Here is a 17,663-nt window from a genome sequence, read left to right on the forward strand (position 1 = left end):
ATGGTGAGCAGCAGCTTGCCGTTTTGCGTAATTCTTGAATTAAATTAAAAATTCACTCCGGAATATCTGTACCGGATTCTGGAGTGAATGGTTTAAGAAATAATTAATTTCGGCTGATGACGCCACTATTAATCTGTACCTTGTCGCCGACGCGATAGCCAGGTTCATTACTAAAAGGGATCGTTTGGGTTGCACCATTTTGCAGGCGGACGACGACTTCATAGTGATTGGTTTTTCGCGCATTGCCTTCTATGTTGCGACCCGCATACGCGCCGCCTAAAGCACCAGCGATTTCTGCTGCTGTGCGCCCGTTACCACCACCGACCTGGCTGCCTAACAGTGCACCGACGACGCCACCACCGATTGTGCCAAGGTAGCTGCCTTCGCCTTTGACTTCGATCAGGTTGATGGCTTCTACGGTGCCACAGTTATAGCAAATGCGTGCAGCTTGTACTGGTATCTGTGCCTGATTTTGCGTTGGTGTTATTTGCAGAGTCTTACCCAAAGTCGCACTGGTGACGCGCTCTACGCCACGGTCGATGACGCGTAAATTAGCAATGACGGGACTATTTGGTGTGATGTGATCACGGTTGCGAATGGTATAGGAATTGCTGTACTCACCGCTGGCGATTTCGGATAAAAATAGTTTGCCTTTCACGCCATTGATCGTCAGATCGACTTTGCCGCCAGGAGTACCAAATACGGTAAAACGTAAATCGTTACCACCATTCAGGTCGCGCGCCGGGTCAACATTAAAACGGTCGATTCTTGGCATAGGGCCGGATATGGTCTGATTCGCATGGTAGCCGACGCCAACCTGCAAAGACTCATTGAGTACTGCACTAGTGACCTGGTTACCAAGGCGTAAATTAGCGGTGACCGGACTGCGCGCTGCAATTTTGTCGCGACTATTGATGGTGTAAGTACCTTCGTATTGACCGGCTTCAATTTCTACCAGAGTGAGATTGTGAGTCGCGCCAGCAATGCGCAGCGTTGCTATGCCGCCTGGAGTGCCATAGATGCCGAAGTTGAATTCAACACCCGGTGCGATACGGCGTACCTCATCGACATTGAAGCCGTCGATATGCGGGGTTGCCTGTGAAGTGCTGTACTGCTGTGCTTGTGCGGCTACAGGAGCGATCAGCAATGGTACTAGCCCGGATAGCATTAGCATACTGGCTGCGATGTTGTTTGATAAAGTCATTTGGTGTTCCTGATGATTGTGTGATGATGGATTCGGTGAATTGATCCGCCATCTGTTGTTGTCGTTATTTTTTTTGTGACAGAATTTCTCGCTGGTTAATCGACGGGTCTCTGTCTGCCTATTTACTTGTTTACTTATTTATTGCGGTGTTTCTTGCATCATTGATTTAGCTCTGGCGATGTCATGTCGGTACATTGCTTGTGCATCTTGTAGGCAGGACGCCCGCATAGTTTTATCTAATTTTTTGCAAGCGAATTGCGATTCTTGCAGCACTGCACCGGCTTCTTTTTTTAAAGTCAAAAAGCGTGCTTGCGGTGTTGTATCTTCTTGAAGCCAGCGCGGCGGATCAATGACGGGAGCCCCGGCTTGCGGCATCTCAGCCGGAGAAGTTTGTGCCCAGCTGGCGCTCATGAGTACCACAGATGCTGTCACGCTCATCATGGTTTGACAAAGGTAGGCGATAGATTTTTTCATATTGATTCCTTGATGAGGTAATGATGTAGCAGCTAGCAATTCGTAGCCTTATCTAATGTCGCTTTATAGGCGACCGGTAAGTAACATGACGATCAGTACAATAACGATTAAGCCAGTCAGGCCGCTAGGCCCATAACCCCAATTGCGGCTATGTGGCCAGCTTGGAAAAGCGCCGACTAATACAAGTATTAAGATGATGAGTAAGATGGTGCCCATGATGTAGTCCAGTAGTAAGGTAGTAGAGAATTAGTCGGAAAATTAGTAGGTGAGGGCTATTGATGCTTAGTGCCTGCTTTTTGCCTGCTTTTGAAGTCGTGAAAAGTTTTGATAAATGCGTCACGTACTTTGTCTGTGCCAATCACCAGATCATTCCATGAGGTTTCGCCTGCGTCTTTCAGCTCCATCAACTTGTCAGATGCCAGTTCAGATTGTTGACGTAGCTTGGCCATTTCTGAGATGTATTTTTCGTACGCCTCTTCTCGCGCCTGCTGTGTTTTTGCTTCTAGCTCTTGCATGGTGTGATTCAACTCATCGAGTTGTTGTTTCATCGTGGCGATGTAACTATCTCCGGTATTTTTGTCGAGCATGATGATTCCTTAGGGAGAAGATTGGTCAGTAAAGCTCAAGGCAAATGCCGGTAACTCGGTAAGCCGTGCAGGTGTTTAGTCTTAGTAGCGGTTGACCTGGCCATTAATCAACCGGATCCGGTCTCCGACTCGCAGGTCATACAGAGAGTCTTGTACGAGAGTGGTGAAACTGCCGTTATCCAGACGTACCTGAATTTGATATTGATCCGCGTTGCGCGTGTTTTTGTTATGTTCCACATTGTTGCCAACCATGGCGCCACCGACTGCTCCTGCGACAGTCGCTGCGGTCCGGCCGTTACCATTGCCGACCTGATTGCCTAGTAAACCGCCAATCAGACCGCCAACAATCGCGCCACCACCACTCGTATTATTTGCCGGGCGTATGACCTGAATAGCGTCAATGACGCCATAATTAGCTGCATTGTTTTGGTAAGGCGTTGAATAGCTGTTCGCATTTTGCTGGCTATAATTCGATCCATTATTGGACGTGTTGCTGGGTGCGTTACTGGCACATCCGGTCAGTAAGCTGATGGCAATCAACGGGGTAACGAATAGACATGTACGAATAAGTGGTTGTGATTTCATGAAGTTCTCCTGGCTAAGTGTCTGGCCAGAATAGAACTGATACATCACAGGGTCTGTGCGTTGCCGCACCAAACTCAGCGTTATGGGATTGACGTACAGATCAGGTCTGCTTGCGCTATGTCAGCTATAATTCGGGCATTCCGAAATCTCTGTTATTGATCAGAAATGATCAATAAATAGCAAATAAATCAATGACTTACAAATCAAGAAAAATTACTGTTGCCCCGATGATGGATTGGACAGACAGGCACTGTCGCCAATTTCACCGACAAATTACGCGTCATAGCTGGCTGTATACCGAGATGGTGACCACCGGCGCTTTATTACATGGTGATGTGCCTCGTCATCTTCAGTTCAATGACGAAGAGCATCCGGTTGCCTTGCAACTAGGCGGGAGTGAGCCTGCTGATCTGGCACAAAGTGCTAAGTTAGGCGAGCAATGGGGCTACGACGAGATTAATCTGAATTGCGGTTGTCCCTCTGAACGAGTGCAGAAAGGCGCCTTCGGTGCGTGTCTGATGTCAGAGCCAGCGCTGGTCGCTGACTGTGTTAAAGCGATGAAAGATGCCGTCAGTATTGATGTGACGGTGAAGCATAGAATCGGTATTGATGATATTCAGTCGTACGAGTTTGTCCGTGATTTTGTCGGACAAATCGCCGAAGCAGGTTGTTCTACATTCATTGTCCATGCACGTAATGCGATTCTTAAAGGTCTGAGCCCTAAAGAGAACCGGGAAATTCCGCCTCTAAAATACGAATACGCATATCAGTTGAAAAAAGATTTTCCACAATTGGAAATACTGATCAACGGCGGCATCAAAACGATAGAAGAAATCGATTTGCATCTTTTGTATACGGATGGCGTCATGTTGGGACGCGAGGCTTATCACAATCCCTATCTGATGGCGACTTTTGATCAGCGCTATTACGGTGATGACGCTCCGGTAAAATCTAGAGCCGAAGTTGTCGAGGCAATGCTGCCCTATATTTCTGCACAGCTCGCTGAGTTTGGTCAGGGTAGCGGTCCTAAAGGCGGTGGTCTTAGGCTGAATAGTATTACCCGTCACATGCTGGGATTGATGACAGGTTTGCCTGGTGCCCGAGTATTTCGTCAAACTTTGTCGGATAGTAAAAAATTGGCGCTCGGCGACCCTGCCTTATTGCTTGAGGCAATGACGCGTATGCAAGGATTACGGGATTATGTTGAACATAAACACGTCTAAACAAAAAGGATGAACCAATGAAATGCAGCACACGGATGATGGTCGCCAGTCTGGCCTTAGTCAGCTTGGCAGCACATGCTGAGGTCAGCGTTAAAGATGCCTGGATCAGAGCTACTGTTGCTCAGCAGAAATCCACTGGCGCATTCATGCTGCTACAGTCAAGTAACGATGTACAGATTGTTGATATACAAACCTCGGTAGCAGGAGTCGCTGAAATCCATGAAATGAAAATGGATAACAACATTATGAAAATGCGTCCGGCTCCCCAATTGACGCTGCCCGCAGGCAAAGTTGTCGAGCTGAAGCCTGGTGGTTACCATGTCATGCTAATGGATTTAAAAACGCAGATCAAAGAAGGCGATACTGTTTTGATGACGCTGACAGTAGAGGGCAAAGATAAGAAGCGCGAAGTGATTGAGATAAAAGCGAAGGCGAGGGCACTGAATGGTGCTCAAGGTAAGATGTGACGGAACTCCTATCTGGCTCGCTGTAATTTTGGAGTATAGGCGCGAAGCGGAAAGCGATGAAAGCTGAGTTAGCAGAAAGCTGATTGGACATCGGCCCAAGCAGAATACTGGCGAGATCGTTATCCCCACCTCACCTAGGTACAGTTTTCATCAGTTGTCTTGAGGAAAATAAAAAAGCCTGCTCGAAAGCAGGCTTTTTTATTTAATCTTGGGGTGGACGATGGGGCTCGAACCCACGACAACAGGAATCACAATCCTGGACTCTACCAACTGAGCTACGACCACCACTGAAGCTTACTGAGATTTATTTTTCAACATTTCTCTGTAAGAAAGCAAAACATTATACGAGATTTTTACGCCTCTGGCAAACTCTTTGTTTTGAATTCATGCTGCGTAATCGATTTTACTTAAAAAACCAAGTGTTGGCTTCTGCCTAACTCGCGGACAGCACAAGAGTAAGAAGGTGGCGTGGAGATACTAAGATACAACCATGTCATCTTAATAATTCAATATGTCCTCGCATCTGCCAACTGCTACAACTCAAGGCTTTTAAAAATATTCCGTCCCGCTTTTTTAGCCAGATACAAAGCTTCATCTGCTTTATTTAGCAGATCCTCGCCGCTAGAATGCTGATTGCTCGAAATGGCAATACCGATACTCGTCGTAATGATTCTTGCATTGCCATCGATATTAAATGGCGCTGTCATTGCCTGAATGATTTTCGATCCGACGATTTCGCTTTCTGCTTGACTGTTTAAACCCTCAAGTACGATGACGAATTCATCACCGGCGAGTCTGCCAACCATATCGGTCTGACGAATACATCCTTTTAAGCGATAGGCAAATTCTTTCAGAACAATATCTCCTGCATGGTGGCCTAAGGTATCGTTGATCGACTTGAAACGATCCAGATCCAGGAACATGACTGCCATAGAGCGCTTGCTTCTGGCTGACCGGGCGCTTGCCTCTGCGAGTCTTTCATTGAGCTGATTCCGGTTTGGCAGACCCGTCAGGGTATCGAATCTTGCTAACGCCAGTAATTGTGTTTCGATTGCCTTCGCATCGGTAATGTCATTGACCAGAGAATTGACGCCGATCACAGTGCCTGTCTCATCGAGTTGTGGTGCGTAAGTTGCTCGGTAATGGTTGAACGCGCCGGCGATACTCACCTGCAATTCAAATTCAGTTTTTTCACCGGCCAGTGCAATATGAAAATGTTCTCTGTGTAATTGTTGAACGGACTCACTGAGTAGTGACAATACAGAACGTCCGCGGATTTCTGCGAGGGGGAGATTAAACCAGGATTCATAAGGACGATTGACAAACTGGAAGCGGTCTTCCTTATCAATAAAGCTCACGAATGCGGGAATGTTATCTGCGATCGCGCGCAATAATCCCTCATTGGATTGCAATCTTAATTCCGCTTCTTTACGGTCGGTTACATCAATCGCCATTGTATAGAAGCCCACAGTTGATCCGTCCAGGTTGACGTCGGGAACATATTCATACTGCAAATATTTAGAGACACCACGCTCCGTAGTAAACCGCTCGAAAGAGACTGCCTCACCGTTGAGTGCCTGCTGAATTTTTTCTTTTAACGCCAGATAATTTTGCTCACCAAACACGTCCTTCATGGTCTGGCCTATCATCGCATCTGGATCTATTCCCGGAATTAATCGATAGAAGCGATTGCAGAATTGGTAGCGTTCATCTGCATCAATATAACCAATCAGTGCGGGAATGTTGTCGGTAATGGTTCTGATTCGTTTTTCGCTTGAAGTCAATTCTGTCTGCACGCGTTTAAACTCAGTGATGTCTTCTACCAGTACGAAAAAACCATCGACCATACCACCTTGATTGATGTCTGGTACGTAGGTAACTCTATCCCACTCAATATTGCCGTTTCTTTGTGCCTGCCGTTCAAATCGTGTCCATTCTCCGTTAAGGACCTGATTGATGAAGGGTTTGTTTTGCTGATAAAAAGCTTGGGGCATTACTTCTTTGACGGTTTTTCCTATGGTTTCTTTCGCGGATATGCCAAACAGTTTTTCAACTTGTTTGTTCACAAAGGTATATTTTTCGTTGTAGTCGATATAGCCGATGAAGGCAGACATATTGTCGGCGATTAAGCGTAGTTTGTTCTCACTCGCAGTCAACGCAGATTCTGCCGATAGGCGCTTCATCATGGCGTCATCAAACGCTTTAGCAAGTTCGCCTATCTCATCCTTGGGATATTTTTTTTGTGGCAAAGTCAGATCAAAGCTTGCTTCTGCATTCAGGACTTTGTTGCGTAATTTTTGCAGCGGTGCTAATTGTCGGTACATGAACCACCAGGCGAGTGGTAGTAGTAGCAGCAATAAGGCAATACTGACCAGCATAGCATTGCTTTTTACCTCAGCAACTGGGCTAAATGCTTCATTTGAAGGATACACGGCTGCCACAATCCAATCGACAGACTTCAAGCGCTTAAAAGAAAATATAGCGTCCTTGCCATCTCGGGTGGTCGAACTCATCGTACCTTCAAATCCGCCTAAGGCCATATCTAATGACTTGCTTTGACCAGGAACATCGGCTGTATTTTTTAATATACGAGACTGATCGGGATGAGTGACAAAAACGCCTTTGGATGTCACTAAATAAAAATAGCCGGCAGCACCAATTTTTGCATTCGCAAAGTCGGCTAAAAAACTATCTTGCGTTAATTCTATGGTGCCTAATAAGACCAGAATCATATGCCCCCTGATATCAAAAACGGGAACACAGATCACGACAATCGGACGTCCTGATACGCCACTTTTTAAAGGAGGTGAAACAACGACTTTGCTTTGTGTAATCGCTTTCTGAAAATAATCCCGGCTTGAAATATTCAGCTTTCCTATGGACTCAGGGCTATCGAGATTTGCAAGGAGTTGACCATGAAGATCAAAAATAATGAGATTATCAAAGATGCCGTCAAGGCTATGGTGGCGCTCTAAAAATTTTTGCAATCCATTATTATCGGTGATTGTAGAGCCAAGATCGCTGGCCAAAAGAATCAGTGTTTTTTTTCTTAATTCGATTTTTTGATCGATCTCATCGGCGGTATTTTCGATCAGGCTAGACTGCCGGATTTCGATGACCTTTTCTAAGGTCTTTTGAAATACTGATATGGAGAACGCTGTAAGCAGGATAAATGCGAAGGCAAAGAATGCGGCAACAGCGAGCGCCAGTCGAGTTTTTACGCTCATATTCCGTACTTTAATTCTAGGTATCGACGCCATAGGGATATTTCACTTATGAGTTGTCATCTTGATTATCTTAACATTCGTTGCCTTAATAAAAGCTTAGATTTGATTTGCGTACTAAAAAAGGTGAAAAATAGATAACTAGCGGAATTTATCAGCAGACCTAATGTCCAAAGCCTTTAAACTAAAATCTATGTTAACGAGCTGGCTGTACCATCAGGCCGGATGATCAGTGACAGAGATTTGGTATGAATAAAAATACGTCTGATCCATGTAAAAGCGATATTCCTATAATTATTTCTAACAACACTATTTATGATTTATTCCCGTTTTTCTGTAGTAACCAGCATATTCTTCACTTTATTTCTGTCGGGCTGCAGCCAGATGCCTGCCAAGTCGCCGGTTGATCAGCAGACAGATGCATCAGATTACCATCCGGTTATTCTTGTTTCGATTGACGGCTTCAGGCCCGATTATCTGAATCGTGGTGTCACACCAAATCTGAATAAGTTAATCGCCAACGGCGTAAGTGCAGAGTCAATGCGACCGTCGTTTCCTTCAATTACTTTCCCGAATCACTACACCTTAGTTACCGGGCTGCGACCGGATCATCACGGTATCGTTGGTAATACGATGGAAGATCCGCAAATTCCAGGCGTGCGCTTTACACTCAGTAATCGTGATGCAGTCACTGATCACCGCTGGTGGGACCAGGCAGAGCCTGTTTGGGTGACGGTAGAAAAAAAAGGCATTAAGACCGGCATCATGTTTTGGCCGGGATCTGAGGCGGCAATTCATGGTGTATTGCCGACGGATTTTCGACGGTTTGATGGCAAGATTGCGCCGGCTGGTCGCGTTGACACGATGCTGACGTGGTTGGATAAGCCGGTTGGTGATCGGCCAGGATTTTTGACGGTGTATTTTGATGATGTCGATCATGCAGGACATGAATTTGGCCCCGACACTGCTCAGGTAACCAGCGATGTCGCACGCGTAGATCAGGCCATCGGCCAGCTAGTCGATGGACTTCGCGCACGTCATATTGACGCCAATGTTGTGATTGTCTCTGATCACGGTATGGCTGCTACGAGCGCGGATAGGATTGTTCGCTTAAATGAATTAGCAGATCCCGTTAACTATCGTGTGATTACCTCAGGTACTTATGCCGGCATTGATGTCAACTCTGGGCAGGAAGAGCTTGTAGCTAATGCCTTGCTGAAGAAACATGAGCACATGCAGTGCTGGAAAAAAGAAGCGATTCCTGAACGTTTTCATTATGGAGAAAATGCCCGGGTGCCGCGATTTGTTTGTTTGGCCGATGTAGGCTGGCTGGTGGAGCTGGGTGACAAAAACGGTAAAACGACGGTCAGCGGTTCGCACGGATACGATAATCTGGCACCTGAAATGCAGGCATTATTTATCGCTACCGGACCAGCTTTTAAGAAGGCAACGATATTGCCTGCATTTGATAATGTTGATGTTTATCCTTTGCTGATGACGTTGCTAAACGTCCCGGCATTGCCTTCGGACGGCTCTATGGTAACTGTACGACAGTCATTGAGAGCGCAATAAGTCATTCCTTTATCGGCGCCGTTTACTCTGCGCTGATCGCTTCTCTCTTTTATTCTCATGTTGGTTGAATGATTTAAAAACGGTTGATGTGATGTGTTGTGCTGTGTTGTGAATTTGTGTTTTTTTGGGGTGGTCATTTCGTCGTCATAAATAGTGATTAAGCTTCGACGGCTTTGATGGTGTTTCATCATCCCATTGATCACTAAATATCACTACGCATCACTAACTATTACTAGTTACCGCTAGTTCATCACGAGAACCTCATGAGACCAGTTCATTTTAAGAAAAAATCACTTCCATACTCAGCACCTGCCTTGGCGATTGCATCGACCGCTTGTCTGTTTGTTTTTGTACAACCTGTCTTTGCACAGACAGTTGCGACGATCTCCGATACCAATAAAAATGAAAAAGCAGATGGTGCGATTGCGACGGTCGAAATTTCGTCTCAAACTACCCGTTCTGCTGTTTCATTACGCGGTAGTGAAATACAAAAAATCCTGCCAGGGATTAATCCCGTTAAATCCTTGCAGACTCTGCCTGGCGTGACCTTTGCCACGGCAGATCCATGGGGGAATAACGAACAAAATCTCTCCTTGTTTGTCCATGGTTTCAATGGTCAGCAACTCGGTTACACGATGGATGGCGTGCCGCTCGGTGATCAGCAATACGGCAACTACAATGGATTATCGCCACAACGTGCCGTGATCAGTGAGAATGTCAGAAATGTGATCTTGTCCTCCGGAGCGGGTAATCTCGCCACTCCGTCTACCAGCAATCTGGGTGGTACGATTGAAGTATTCAGCAGCGACCCTTTAGCAAAACAAAAGACGACTCTCGAACAGACTTTAGGTAGTTATAGCACCTCACGTACTTATGCACGTTTCGATACCGGTACTTTTGGCGAGGGTAATGCGGCTTATATTTCTATCATGCGCCAAGATGCGCGCGCCTGGGATTTTGATGGCAAGCAAGGTGGAAAACAACTCAATGCAAAATTCGTAAGTGCCAAGCCTTCCGGCAAGCTCATACTGTATTTCAACTATAACGACAAAATAGAACCAAATGAGGACAGCACGGTTCATGTGACTGGCGAGACGAGTGCACCATATACTCGACCATTTCTCTATCCGAATTTTCCTGCCGCCTTGACTTATCTGTCGCCAACAGGCGCAACGCCAGCCGCTGACGGTTCGAATTATCACAACTACTATAGTGATGCGCAGCGTAAGGATATATTGACCTATGCTAAATATGATCTGAACCTGAACGAATCAACTGTCTGGTCGAATCAGGTGTATTTTCACCGTGATGATGGTGTCGGCGTGGTTGCCGGACCAATAGGTGCGGCGGGTTTGCCAGCGTTGTTTAGTATTTATTTTCCTAACCAGGATTTGAAAAAAGTGTTTGGCAATTCGGGGTATGCCACCCGCACCACTGAATATGATATTCATCGTTCTGGCCTGATCTCTAATTTGCGTACTGAGTTTGGTAATCATCAGATCGAATTTGGTGGCTGGTGGGAGCACAACGAATCCTCTGCCTATCGTCGCTGGTATCCGCTGGATGTGAATAACCCTAGCTCCCCTTACGACCGTCCAAGTAATCCTTTGATTACTCAGTACGGTAGCGAGATTCGTAATAACGTCATCCAGTTACACCTGCAAGATGAGTGGCGTGTACGTCCGGATATGGTGTTGCAAGCAGGTTTTAAGTCGAGTTTGCAGTATGCAAAAGGAGATTTTCCGGTACAGCCTAAGGCAGGTGCAATCTCTGGCGGCTCTCTCGCTTTGCCCGTCGGTGAGATTGATACCAAAAAATGGTTCTTGCCTCAGGTCGGCATGCTTTGGGATCTGAGCGCGCGTGATCAGTTATTCATCAATGTCCAAAAGAATATGCGTCAGTTCGTGACTTATGGCGGTGGCGGTGCGTCTCCGTGGAGTCTGGCGAGCCAGTCGGCGTTTGATTTGTTCAAAAATACGGCACAGCCAGAAACCTCACTGACTTATGAGGCGGGTCTGCGTAGCAAGCGCAATCTGGATATGGGACCGTTGAATAAAATTGATGGTCAGGTGACGGTATATCACGTAGATTTCAGCAATCGCTTATTGCAAATCAGTCCTACGCCGGTGATCTCATCCATCATTGGTGGCAATCCTATTCTCGCCAACGTCGGCAGCGTCACGACCGATGGCATTGATCTGGCAGGTACTTTGCATTTCGGTCGAAACTTTAGTTTCTACAATGCTTTATCCTACAATCGTTCGGTCTATGCAGACGATTACAGCAATGGCAAAACGCTGGTGCCGACCTCGGGTAAAAAAGTTCCGGGTAGTCCGGAGTGGATGAATAAGTTCGTGGCATCCGCAACATTTGGTGAGATTGAGGCGCAATTGATTGGCGATTATGTCGGTAAGCGTTATGCAACCTATACCAACGATTTGGCCGTCGACAGTTATTTCATGTTGAATCTCGGTATCAATGCGAAGTTACCGATGGTGCAAAATACTTTCATTAAAAATGCCAGAGTACGTCTGAACATCACAAACCTGAATCAGGTCAAAGGAGATTCGGTGGTCGTCGTCGGCGCTGCGAACGGGACTTACAACACATTTCCAATTGCACCACGTCAGTATTTTGTGACATTTGGTGCTGATTTTTAAAGGACAACAGAGATGATCAATAGCCGCCGTTCTTTTTTGAAAACTGCCGTGGTGAGCGGCGGTATGTTATCTCTTGATGCAACAGGTTTCGCTTCTCAGGCACTGGCTTCTTCTGCACGCAAAGTCGAGTTGTTTGCACATCGCGGCGCTTCCGCGCTACGGCCTGAGCACACTCTGGCCGCCTACGCTAGAGCGATTGCTGACGGTGCTGATTATATTGAGCCGGATCTGGTCAGCACTCGAGATGGTGTACTGGTTGCGCGGCATGAGGCGATACTGGATGAGACTACTGACGTTTCTCAACGGCCTGAATTCGCTGCCAAACGCACGACCAAGACCATTGATGGCCGTACGCATACGGGGTGGTTTTGCGACGATTTCACTCTGAGTGAATTGAAGTCACTTCGCGCGGTTGAGCGCTTGCCGAAAGTGCGTCCACAAAATACCTTTTATGACGGTATGTTTCAGATTTTGACCTGGGATGAGATCATTGATTTCGCCGCAGCCGAATCCGCAACGGTTGGTCGCCTGATCGGGCTAGTTCCTGAGCTAAAGCATTCTACTTATTTCGCAAAGGCGGGCTTGCCGCTGGAAGATCGTTTTTTGAAAAGTCTGACTGAGCATGAATATACCAAACGCTGTCCGTTGGAAATTCAATCCTTCGAAGTAGCAAATTTGAAGTACATCCGCAGTGTCATCGGTAAGAAAGACAATATCCGTTTAATGCAGCTGGTCGCGGAAGGGAATATTCGTCCGGCTGATGTGGTTGCCGCTGGTGATGATTTGAGCTTTGGCGCTATGTCATCAAAGGTGGGATTGCGTGACATCGCCCGTTACGCGGACGTGGTCGCACCGCCGACACGGGCTTTGATTCCTTTGCTGGCCGATGGCAAGTTAGGCAAGCCAACAGCCTTGATTAGTGATGCACATGACGCCGGCTTACTGGTGCATACATGGACTTTCCGCCCGGAGAATCGTTTTCTTGCAGCGGACTTCAGAGATGGTAATGGCGAAAACGCGCGCAATGAAATGGGTTCCATCGCTGAGATACGACGTTATATCGATGCAGGTATAGACGGGTTTTTCTCGGATGATTCCGCGATTGGACGTAAGGCAATCAATGCTTGATCATTTGAATAAGCTGGCTGGATACAGAGCAGATCATCACGAATTTGTACGGATCTAATTAATACTGAATAAGGCTAATTAATTTTAGTTAATACTAGTAGTGCTAGTTAGCGCTAATAGTCAGCTTGGCTAATTGTGAGTTTTAATAAAAAACCGCACTGAAAACAGTGCGGTTTTTTTATGAAAATCAGTTTGTTATCGGTTAGGGCTGGCGCTGTTCTAGCTTGAGGCCGACAGCGGTGCGCGCTGGGAAACCTTTCCAGTAAGTGTGATCACTCTTGAGACCGCCATTCGGGTCGACTGACCATTTACCTTCTTTCGCATTCTCGATCAAGTTCAGATATGGATCCATCGTCGCGTCGTTTTTAAGAAACTTCCCCAAGAATGCTGTGACAAAATGCTGCGCAATATTATTCATCCGCGTGCTGTCCCAAACGGCGTCAATGTAATGTTCTGCCGGTAGCCGCTTCATTGCGGACGAGGGCAACCATGCCTCTCTGGGGGCTGGAATAGGTGCGCCAGCATTGTGGTTGGCGTTCTCGTAGGTCAATAAGAATCGCGGCGCATTTACGCTTGTTTCAAAAATATTTCTTACCCCAGGTGAGTAACCGGAGACATCATCGGCGCTACCAGCGATAAAGAATACGGGAGTCTTGATTCCTGCCAGGCCGGACGCATCCCACGCACCATAATTCCATCCCCAGGGGGCAAAAGCAACTGCCGCTTTGATCCGTTTATCCAGCGACGCGAGATAATCTGGATTCCCTGATTGTCTGATCGCCAAAGCACCATTCGGTACACTTGACGGTGCTTTCACACTCTTTTCAGTGAAGCCGCCACCAATTGTATTCACGACGCCATAAGCCCCCATGGAATAACCAATCAAACCAGTCATCTCGGTATTGATCAGCCCCTTTAGATTGCCGCCTGCAGCGCTGGTGTTCAAACGTGCCATCTCGTTGAGCACGAAGAGCTGGTCCAGCGGACGGTTCAGCAAGGTGCTGGCAAACGCTGCCTGGTCGTTATAGGTGCTGTCGGTATGATCGATTGCGACCACGATATACGCTTTGCTGGCTAGATTTTCCGCTAGATGGCTGAGTAAAAAACGATTGCCCGGATATCCGTGCGAGACAATCAGCAGCGGGTAGGGGCCGTGCAAGGCATCGGGTTTGGCATCACGTACTGCTTTGCCATATAAAGTAATCGGCGTTTTTCCATCGCGGAGATACGTTGAACTTTGTCCAGCGCTAGCCTGACCTTCGGGGAGGGTGGCGGGATACCAGATTTCAACGGTAAGTGGCCTGTCATACACCGGCGTTGCTTCTCCGGTCTTGGATTTGAGAATATCAAGTTGCTGGGTATGAACGAGCTGTACCGTCTTCACGCCAACGGCAAGCTTGCCGTATTGCGCTAGCTCCGGTGCATCAGGACGTATCGTGTCGATATGATTGTCCTGGGCAGACGCAAATTTTGCGATTGCCAGACTATGACAGATGAGCAGACAAATAGAGAAAAACCTTTTTTTCATAACACTCCTTGATCGTTTCCATGTTTAAAAAATAATCATGCACCATAGGATATCAGTATTGAGAGCGATGTCAGTACATCCATTTTATGCGGCTTCGTTTAATATACTCCCCTCTATTTATTTAAAAATATACCCTTATCCGCAATGGTTTAAAGGTGCTTTAAATAATACTAACGGGGAGTATATTTTTCGTTCATCGCTTATAAGTGAGTTGTTGTATATGCTTTTAGCGGCTTCACGTGGTGTCATGCAAGTTGTTTGACACTCCGGGTGCGCTTGCTGATGTGCTTATTCCTTGATCCAGATCCATATTGGATTTCAGCACGGCAAATAAAATAGTGGCAACGCCCCCAATACATCCACTAAACCGTGCATTGAAAGAAAAAGATGACCACTAGCCATGCCACTGATGAGATTGAGTTGTCCGAAGAACTAATACGCAAATTCGACAAATCAGGCCCACGCTATACCTCATACCCGACAGCAGATCGTTTCAATGAGACGTTTGACGAACAATGCTATATCTCCTATTTAGAACAACGATCGACAAACACGAGTAACCCACCGTTGTCACTTTACTTGCACCTGCCGTTTTGCGAATCGCTGTGCTACTTTTGTGCTTGCAACAAAATCGTCACGCAAGATCATAGCCGGACAACGGAGTATCTGCGATATCTGGAAAAAGAAATTGAATTGGTCGTCGCCAGAATCGGCTCTGATCGTCAGACCTCGCAGTTACATTTGGGAGGTGGTACGCCAACTTTTTTTAGCTCTGATGAGTTGCGTCAGTTGATGGCGATGCTGCGTAAACACTTTAGTTTTACCGATGACGCGGAGCTAGGTGTAGAGATTGATCCGCGCACCCTGAAACCTGAGACTCTGGCGGTGTTGGCCGAGCTGGGCTTTAACCGGAATAGTTTTGGCGTGCAGGACTTTGACCCGGCGGTACAGCAGGCCGTCAACCGGATACAGCCCTATGAAATGGTTGAAGCGGCGGTGATTCAAAGTCGGCAAAAGCATTTTCAGTCTATCAACGCCGATTTAATTTACGGCTTACCAAAGCAAAATAAGGCGAGTTTTAGTCGAACGCTAGATCATCTGATTGCGTTAGCGCCGGACCGTATTGCGCTCTATAACTATGCGCATTTACCAAGCCGCTTTAAAGCGCAAAGACAGATCATCGAAGCCGATTTGCCGTCGACGGAAGACCGGTTACAGATATTTATGATGGCAACTCGGCGTCTGCTGGATGCTGGCTATATTTATATTGGACTTGATCACTTTGCTAAGCCCGATGATGAACTGAACAAAGCGCGTCAGGATCAGACGCTGCACCGTAATTTCCAAGGATATACTACCCGTGCCGACTGTGATCTGATTGGCTTCGGCGTGTCTGCTATCGGCAAAGTCGGTCATTCATATAGCCAATCGGTACGCACCATCAAAGCCTATTATCAGTTGCTTGACGAAGGACATTTACCTGTTGAAAAAGGGATTGCCTTAAATCCAGACGACTTATTACGTCGTGAAGTTATCATGACCTTGATGTGCAGCATGCCTCTGGATATCGCTAGGATCAACCGGGATTATCAGATCGATTTTGCAGAGTATTTTGCTGGAGAGTTAGTCTTGCTAAAGCAATATGAAGAGGCAGGCTTTATACAGATCAGCGAGGACGCGGTGCACGTGACGGCAAAAGGTCGCTTGTTTGTACGCGCGATTGCAATGGTTTTTGATCAATATCTGAAGAGGCTGACTACGGCGACTTATTCTAAATTGATTTGAATATTTTCTATTTACCAACACACAAATAAGTTCAATGATCGCCGACTTTTTCGTCAGGAAAGCAGGATGTTCCTTAGCTTTTCTGTAGGCGGCATAGATTTACTATATTTCGATTAAAAAGTTTTTAGAAGTTTACGGAAGACTGAACTGGATAGTGTATTTGTTCAGATTGAACTGAAATATGATTTGTATTCATTGCACGTTCTTTGAGTTATGCAAGCTGTTATGCCGTAACGAATTTGTCTAGTAAGTGTAATTTTTTCTGCATTTGCGTTAGCGAATGTAACAGCTTGTATCTTGTATAAGACGAGTGCCTATACTTTTCAGAAATAGTTAACTTTACAAAATAAAATTCGTTTATCTTAGCTCGTTAAAAGATTGAAAGAAGTATGTCCTTGTTCAGAAAATCTAATTTTAAAAAAATTATAAACGACGATATTTGACAAATATTGATATAGAGGTGTGAATGTCAACGTTATTAAACCCCTTAAGAATATTATTTGCGGTTTTTTTGCTATGTGCTCATCTGACACTCAATGCTGCTGAAGTGGGAAAAACGGCTCCGGAGGCTGTACTCCAGGGAGTCTCGACCTCATATAGACTCAGTGACTTTAAAGGTAAGCTCGTCTATCTTGATTTTTGGGCTTCATGGTGCGGGCCTTGTAAAAAATCGTTTCCTTGGATGAATGTGATGCAATCAAAATATGGATCGCAAGGATTCAAAATAATTGCTGTTAACGTAGATACGGATAATGAGGACTGGAAGAATTTTCTGGCGGCAGTGCCTGCAAATTTTGATATCGCCTTAGATCCTAAAGGCGCAGTAGCAAAACTATTCGACATAAAGGGGATGCCTACCAGCGTCTTGGTCAGTCGTGATGGTAAGGTGATTGCGCAGCACGCCGGATTTAATGATGAGACACGTAACCGGATCGAAAAAGAAATCCAATTACAGTTAGAGGTGAAATGATGTCGAACTCGTTTTTATACCGGAGAACACAATACATGAAGAGCTGCTTGCTACTGTTATTGATACAGTCATTATCTGCATGCAGTTCTTTACCCCCTGTTCAGGCCTGGGAAAAAGGAAAACTGGCGAAGCAAGAGATGAAATTTGAAGGTGATCCTTTAGAGACAAAATTTGTTGACCATATCTACTTTAGTAAAGAAGCTGCGTCTGGAGGTGCAGGTGTTGGTGGTGGTGGATGTGGCTGTAACTGAATTTT

Annotated in this window: 15 protein-coding genes and 1 tRNA gene; 8 read left to right on the forward strand and 8 right to left on the reverse strand. The window is 46.1% G+C overall.

Annotated features, from left to right (window positions below; genetic code table 11):
* Positions 1 to 103: 103 nt before the first annotated feature.
* From ACO0K3_RS00430 to ACO0K3_RS00450, 5 genes are all read right to left on the reverse strand, one after another.
* Positions 104 to 1,204: a glycine zipper 2TM domain-containing protein gene (locus tag ACO0K3_RS00430; RefSeq protein ID WP_422980899.1), complete on the reverse strand. Its 1,101-nt coding sequence runs from the start codon at positions 1,202 to 1,204 to the stop codon at positions 104 to 106.
* 138 nt (positions 1,205 to 1,342) lie between these two features.
* Positions 1,343 to 1,678, reverse strand: a complete 336-nt coding sequence (locus ACO0K3_RS00435; protein WP_422980901.1) for a hypothetical protein — start codon at positions 1,676 to 1,678, stop codon at positions 1,343 to 1,345.
* A 63-nt stretch (positions 1,679 to 1,741) separates the two neighbouring features.
* Entirely contained in the window at positions 1,742 to 1,894 is a 153-nt protein-coding gene (locus ACO0K3_RS00440; RefSeq protein ID WP_422956372.1) for a DUF3309 domain-containing protein, read from the reverse strand.
* A 56-nt stretch (positions 1,895 to 1,950) separates the two neighbouring features.
* A complete protein-coding gene (locus ACO0K3_RS00445; RefSeq protein WP_422980903.1) occupies positions 1,951 to 2,265 on the reverse strand; it encodes a hypothetical protein in 315 nt (104 codons plus the stop codon).
* Positions 2,266 to 2,346: 81 nt separating this feature from the next.
* Positions 2,347 to 2,850, reverse strand: coding sequence for a glycine zipper 2TM domain-containing protein (locus tag ACO0K3_RS00450; protein ID WP_422980905.1), 504 nt, complete (start codon positions 2,848 to 2,850; stop codon positions 2,347 to 2,349).
* A gap of 191 nt (positions 2,851 to 3,041) precedes the next feature.
* Between ACO0K3_RS00450 and dusA the strand changes: the two genes are divergently transcribed.
* Both dusA and ACO0K3_RS00460 read left to right on the forward strand, forming a co-directional pair.
* Positions 3,042 to 4,073 carry a tRNA dihydrouridine(20/20a) synthase DusA gene (gene dusA / locus ACO0K3_RS00455; protein ID WP_422980907.1) on the forward strand — a complete coding sequence of 344 codons (1,032 nt, stop codon included), beginning with the start codon at positions 3,042 to 3,044 and terminating at the stop codon, positions 4,071 to 4,073.
* A gap of 17 nt (positions 4,074 to 4,090) precedes the next feature.
* A complete protein-coding gene (locus tag ACO0K3_RS00460) occupies positions 4,091 to 4,540 on the forward strand; it encodes a copper chaperone PCu(A)C (RefSeq protein ID WP_422980909.1) in 450 nt (149 codons plus the stop codon).
* A 209-nt stretch (positions 4,541 to 4,749) separates the two neighbouring features.
* Here ACO0K3_RS00460 and ACO0K3_RS00465 read toward each other — a convergent pair.
* Positions 4,750 to 4,825 (reverse strand) — tRNA-His (locus ACO0K3_RS00465).
* Positions 4,826 to 5,073: 248 nt separating this feature from the next.
* Positions 5,074 to 7,767, reverse strand: coding sequence for a diguanylate cyclase domain-containing protein (locus ACO0K3_RS00470; RefSeq protein WP_422980911.1), 2,694 nt, complete (start codon positions 7,765 to 7,767; stop codon positions 5,074 to 5,076).
* Between the two features lie 381 nt (positions 7,768 to 8,148).
* Here ACO0K3_RS00470 and ACO0K3_RS00475 point away from each other — a divergent pair, with 381 nt between their 5' ends.
* From ACO0K3_RS00475 to ACO0K3_RS00485, 3 genes are all read left to right on the forward strand, one after another.
* The gene (locus tag ACO0K3_RS00475; RefSeq protein WP_422980913.1) at positions 8,149 to 9,336 is read left to right on the forward strand and encodes an ectonucleotide pyrophosphatase/phosphodiesterase; all 1,188 of its coding nucleotides are present in this window, start codon (positions 8,149 to 8,151) and stop codon (positions 9,334 to 9,336) included.
* A 263-nt stretch (positions 9,337 to 9,599) separates the two neighbouring features.
* On the forward strand, positions 9,600 to 11,996 hold the full coding sequence (locus ACO0K3_RS00480) for a TonB-dependent receptor (RefSeq protein WP_422980915.1): 2,397 nt from the start codon (positions 9,600 to 9,602) through the stop codon (positions 11,994 to 11,996).
* A gap of 12 nt (positions 11,997 to 12,008) precedes the next feature.
* The gene (locus ACO0K3_RS00485; RefSeq protein WP_422980917.1) at positions 12,009 to 13,124 is read left to right on the forward strand and encodes a glycerophosphodiester phosphodiesterase; all 1,116 of its coding nucleotides are present in this window, start codon (positions 12,009 to 12,011) and stop codon (positions 13,122 to 13,124) included.
* A gap of 202 nt (positions 13,125 to 13,326) precedes the next feature.
* Here the strand turns inward: ACO0K3_RS00485 and ACO0K3_RS00490 are convergent, their stop codons facing one another.
* The gene (locus ACO0K3_RS00490) at positions 13,327 to 14,652 is read right to left on the reverse strand and encodes an alpha/beta hydrolase family protein (protein ID WP_422980919.1); all 1,326 of its coding nucleotides are present in this window, start codon (positions 14,650 to 14,652) and stop codon (positions 13,327 to 13,329) included.
* 387 nt (positions 14,653 to 15,039) lie between these two features.
* Between ACO0K3_RS00490 and hemN the strand changes: the two genes are divergently transcribed.
* From hemN to ACO0K3_RS00505, 3 genes are all read left to right on the forward strand, one after another.
* Positions 15,040 to 16,437: an oxygen-independent coproporphyrinogen III oxidase gene (gene hemN, locus ACO0K3_RS00495; protein WP_422980921.1), complete on the forward strand. Its 1,398-nt coding sequence runs from the start codon at positions 15,040 to 15,042 to the stop codon at positions 16,435 to 16,437.
* Positions 16,438 to 16,903: 466 nt separating this feature from the next.
* Positions 16,904 to 17,407, forward strand: a complete 504-nt coding sequence (locus ACO0K3_RS00500) for a TlpA family protein disulfide reductase (RefSeq protein ID WP_422980923.1) — start codon at positions 16,904 to 16,906, stop codon at positions 17,405 to 17,407.
* Between the two features lie 35 nt (positions 17,408 to 17,442).
* Entirely contained in the window at positions 17,443 to 17,658 is a 216-nt protein-coding gene (locus tag ACO0K3_RS00505; protein WP_422980925.1) for a DUF4266 domain-containing protein, read from the forward strand.
* Positions 17,659 to 17,663 lie beyond the last annotated feature (5 nt).

The sequence above is a fragment of the Undibacterium sp. Rencai35W genome (assembly GCF_049340185.1).
Lineage (GTDB): Bacteria > Pseudomonadota > Gammaproteobacteria > Burkholderiales > Burkholderiaceae_D > Undibacterium.

Coding starts and splice junctions, on each gene's coding strand:
- ACO0K3_RS00500 (WP_422980923.1), top strand. CDS start 16,904: ATGTCAACGTTATTAAACCCCTTAAGAATATTATTTGCGGTTTTTTTG.
- ACO0K3_RS00460 (WP_422980909.1), top strand. CDS start 4,091: ATGAAATGCAGCACACGGATGATGGTCGCCAGTCTGGCCTTAGTCAGC.
- ACO0K3_RS00480 (WP_422980915.1), top strand. CDS start 9,600: ATGAGACCAGTTCATTTTAAGAAAAAATCACTTCCATACTCAGCACCT.
- ACO0K3_RS00475 (WP_422980913.1), top strand. CDS start 8,149: ATGCCTGCCAAGTCGCCGGTTGATCAGCAGACAGATGCATCAGATTAC.
- ACO0K3_RS00450 (WP_422980905.1), bottom strand. CDS start 2,850: ATGAAATCACAACCACTTATTCGTACATGTCTATTCGTTACCCCGTTG.
- ACO0K3_RS00440 (WP_422956372.1), bottom strand. CDS start 1,894: ATGGGCACCATCTTACTCATCATCTTAATACTTGTATTAGTCGGCGCT.
- ACO0K3_RS00485 (WP_422980917.1), top strand. CDS start 12,009: ATGATCAATAGCCGCCGTTCTTTTTTGAAAACTGCCGTGGTGAGCGGC.
- ACO0K3_RS00490 (WP_422980919.1), bottom strand. CDS start 14,652: ATGAAAAAAAGGTTTTTCTCTATTTGTCTGCTCATCTGTCATAGTCTG.
- ACO0K3_RS00505 (WP_422980925.1), top strand. CDS start 17,443: ATGAAGAGCTGCTTGCTACTGTTATTGATACAGTCATTATCTGCATGC.
- ACO0K3_RS00470 (WP_422980911.1), bottom strand. CDS start 7,767: ATGAGCGTAAAAACTCGACTGGCGCTCGCTGTTGCCGCATTCTTTGCC.
- ACO0K3_RS00435 (WP_422980901.1), bottom strand. CDS start 1,678: ATGAAAAAATCTATCGCCTACCTTTGTCAAACCATGATGAGCGTGACA.
- ACO0K3_RS00430 (WP_422980899.1), bottom strand. CDS start 1,204: ATGACTTTATCAAACAACATCGCAGCCAGTATGCTAATGCTATCCGGG.
- ACO0K3_RS00445 (WP_422980903.1), bottom strand. CDS start 2,265: ATGCTCGACAAAAATACCGGAGATAGTTACATCGCCACGATGAAACAA.
- dusA (WP_422980907.1), top strand. CDS start 3,042: ATGACTTACAAATCAAGAAAAATTACTGTTGCCCCGATGATGGATTGG.
- hemN (WP_422980921.1), top strand. CDS start 15,040: ATGACCACTAGCCATGCCACTGATGAGATTGAGTTGTCCGAAGAACTA.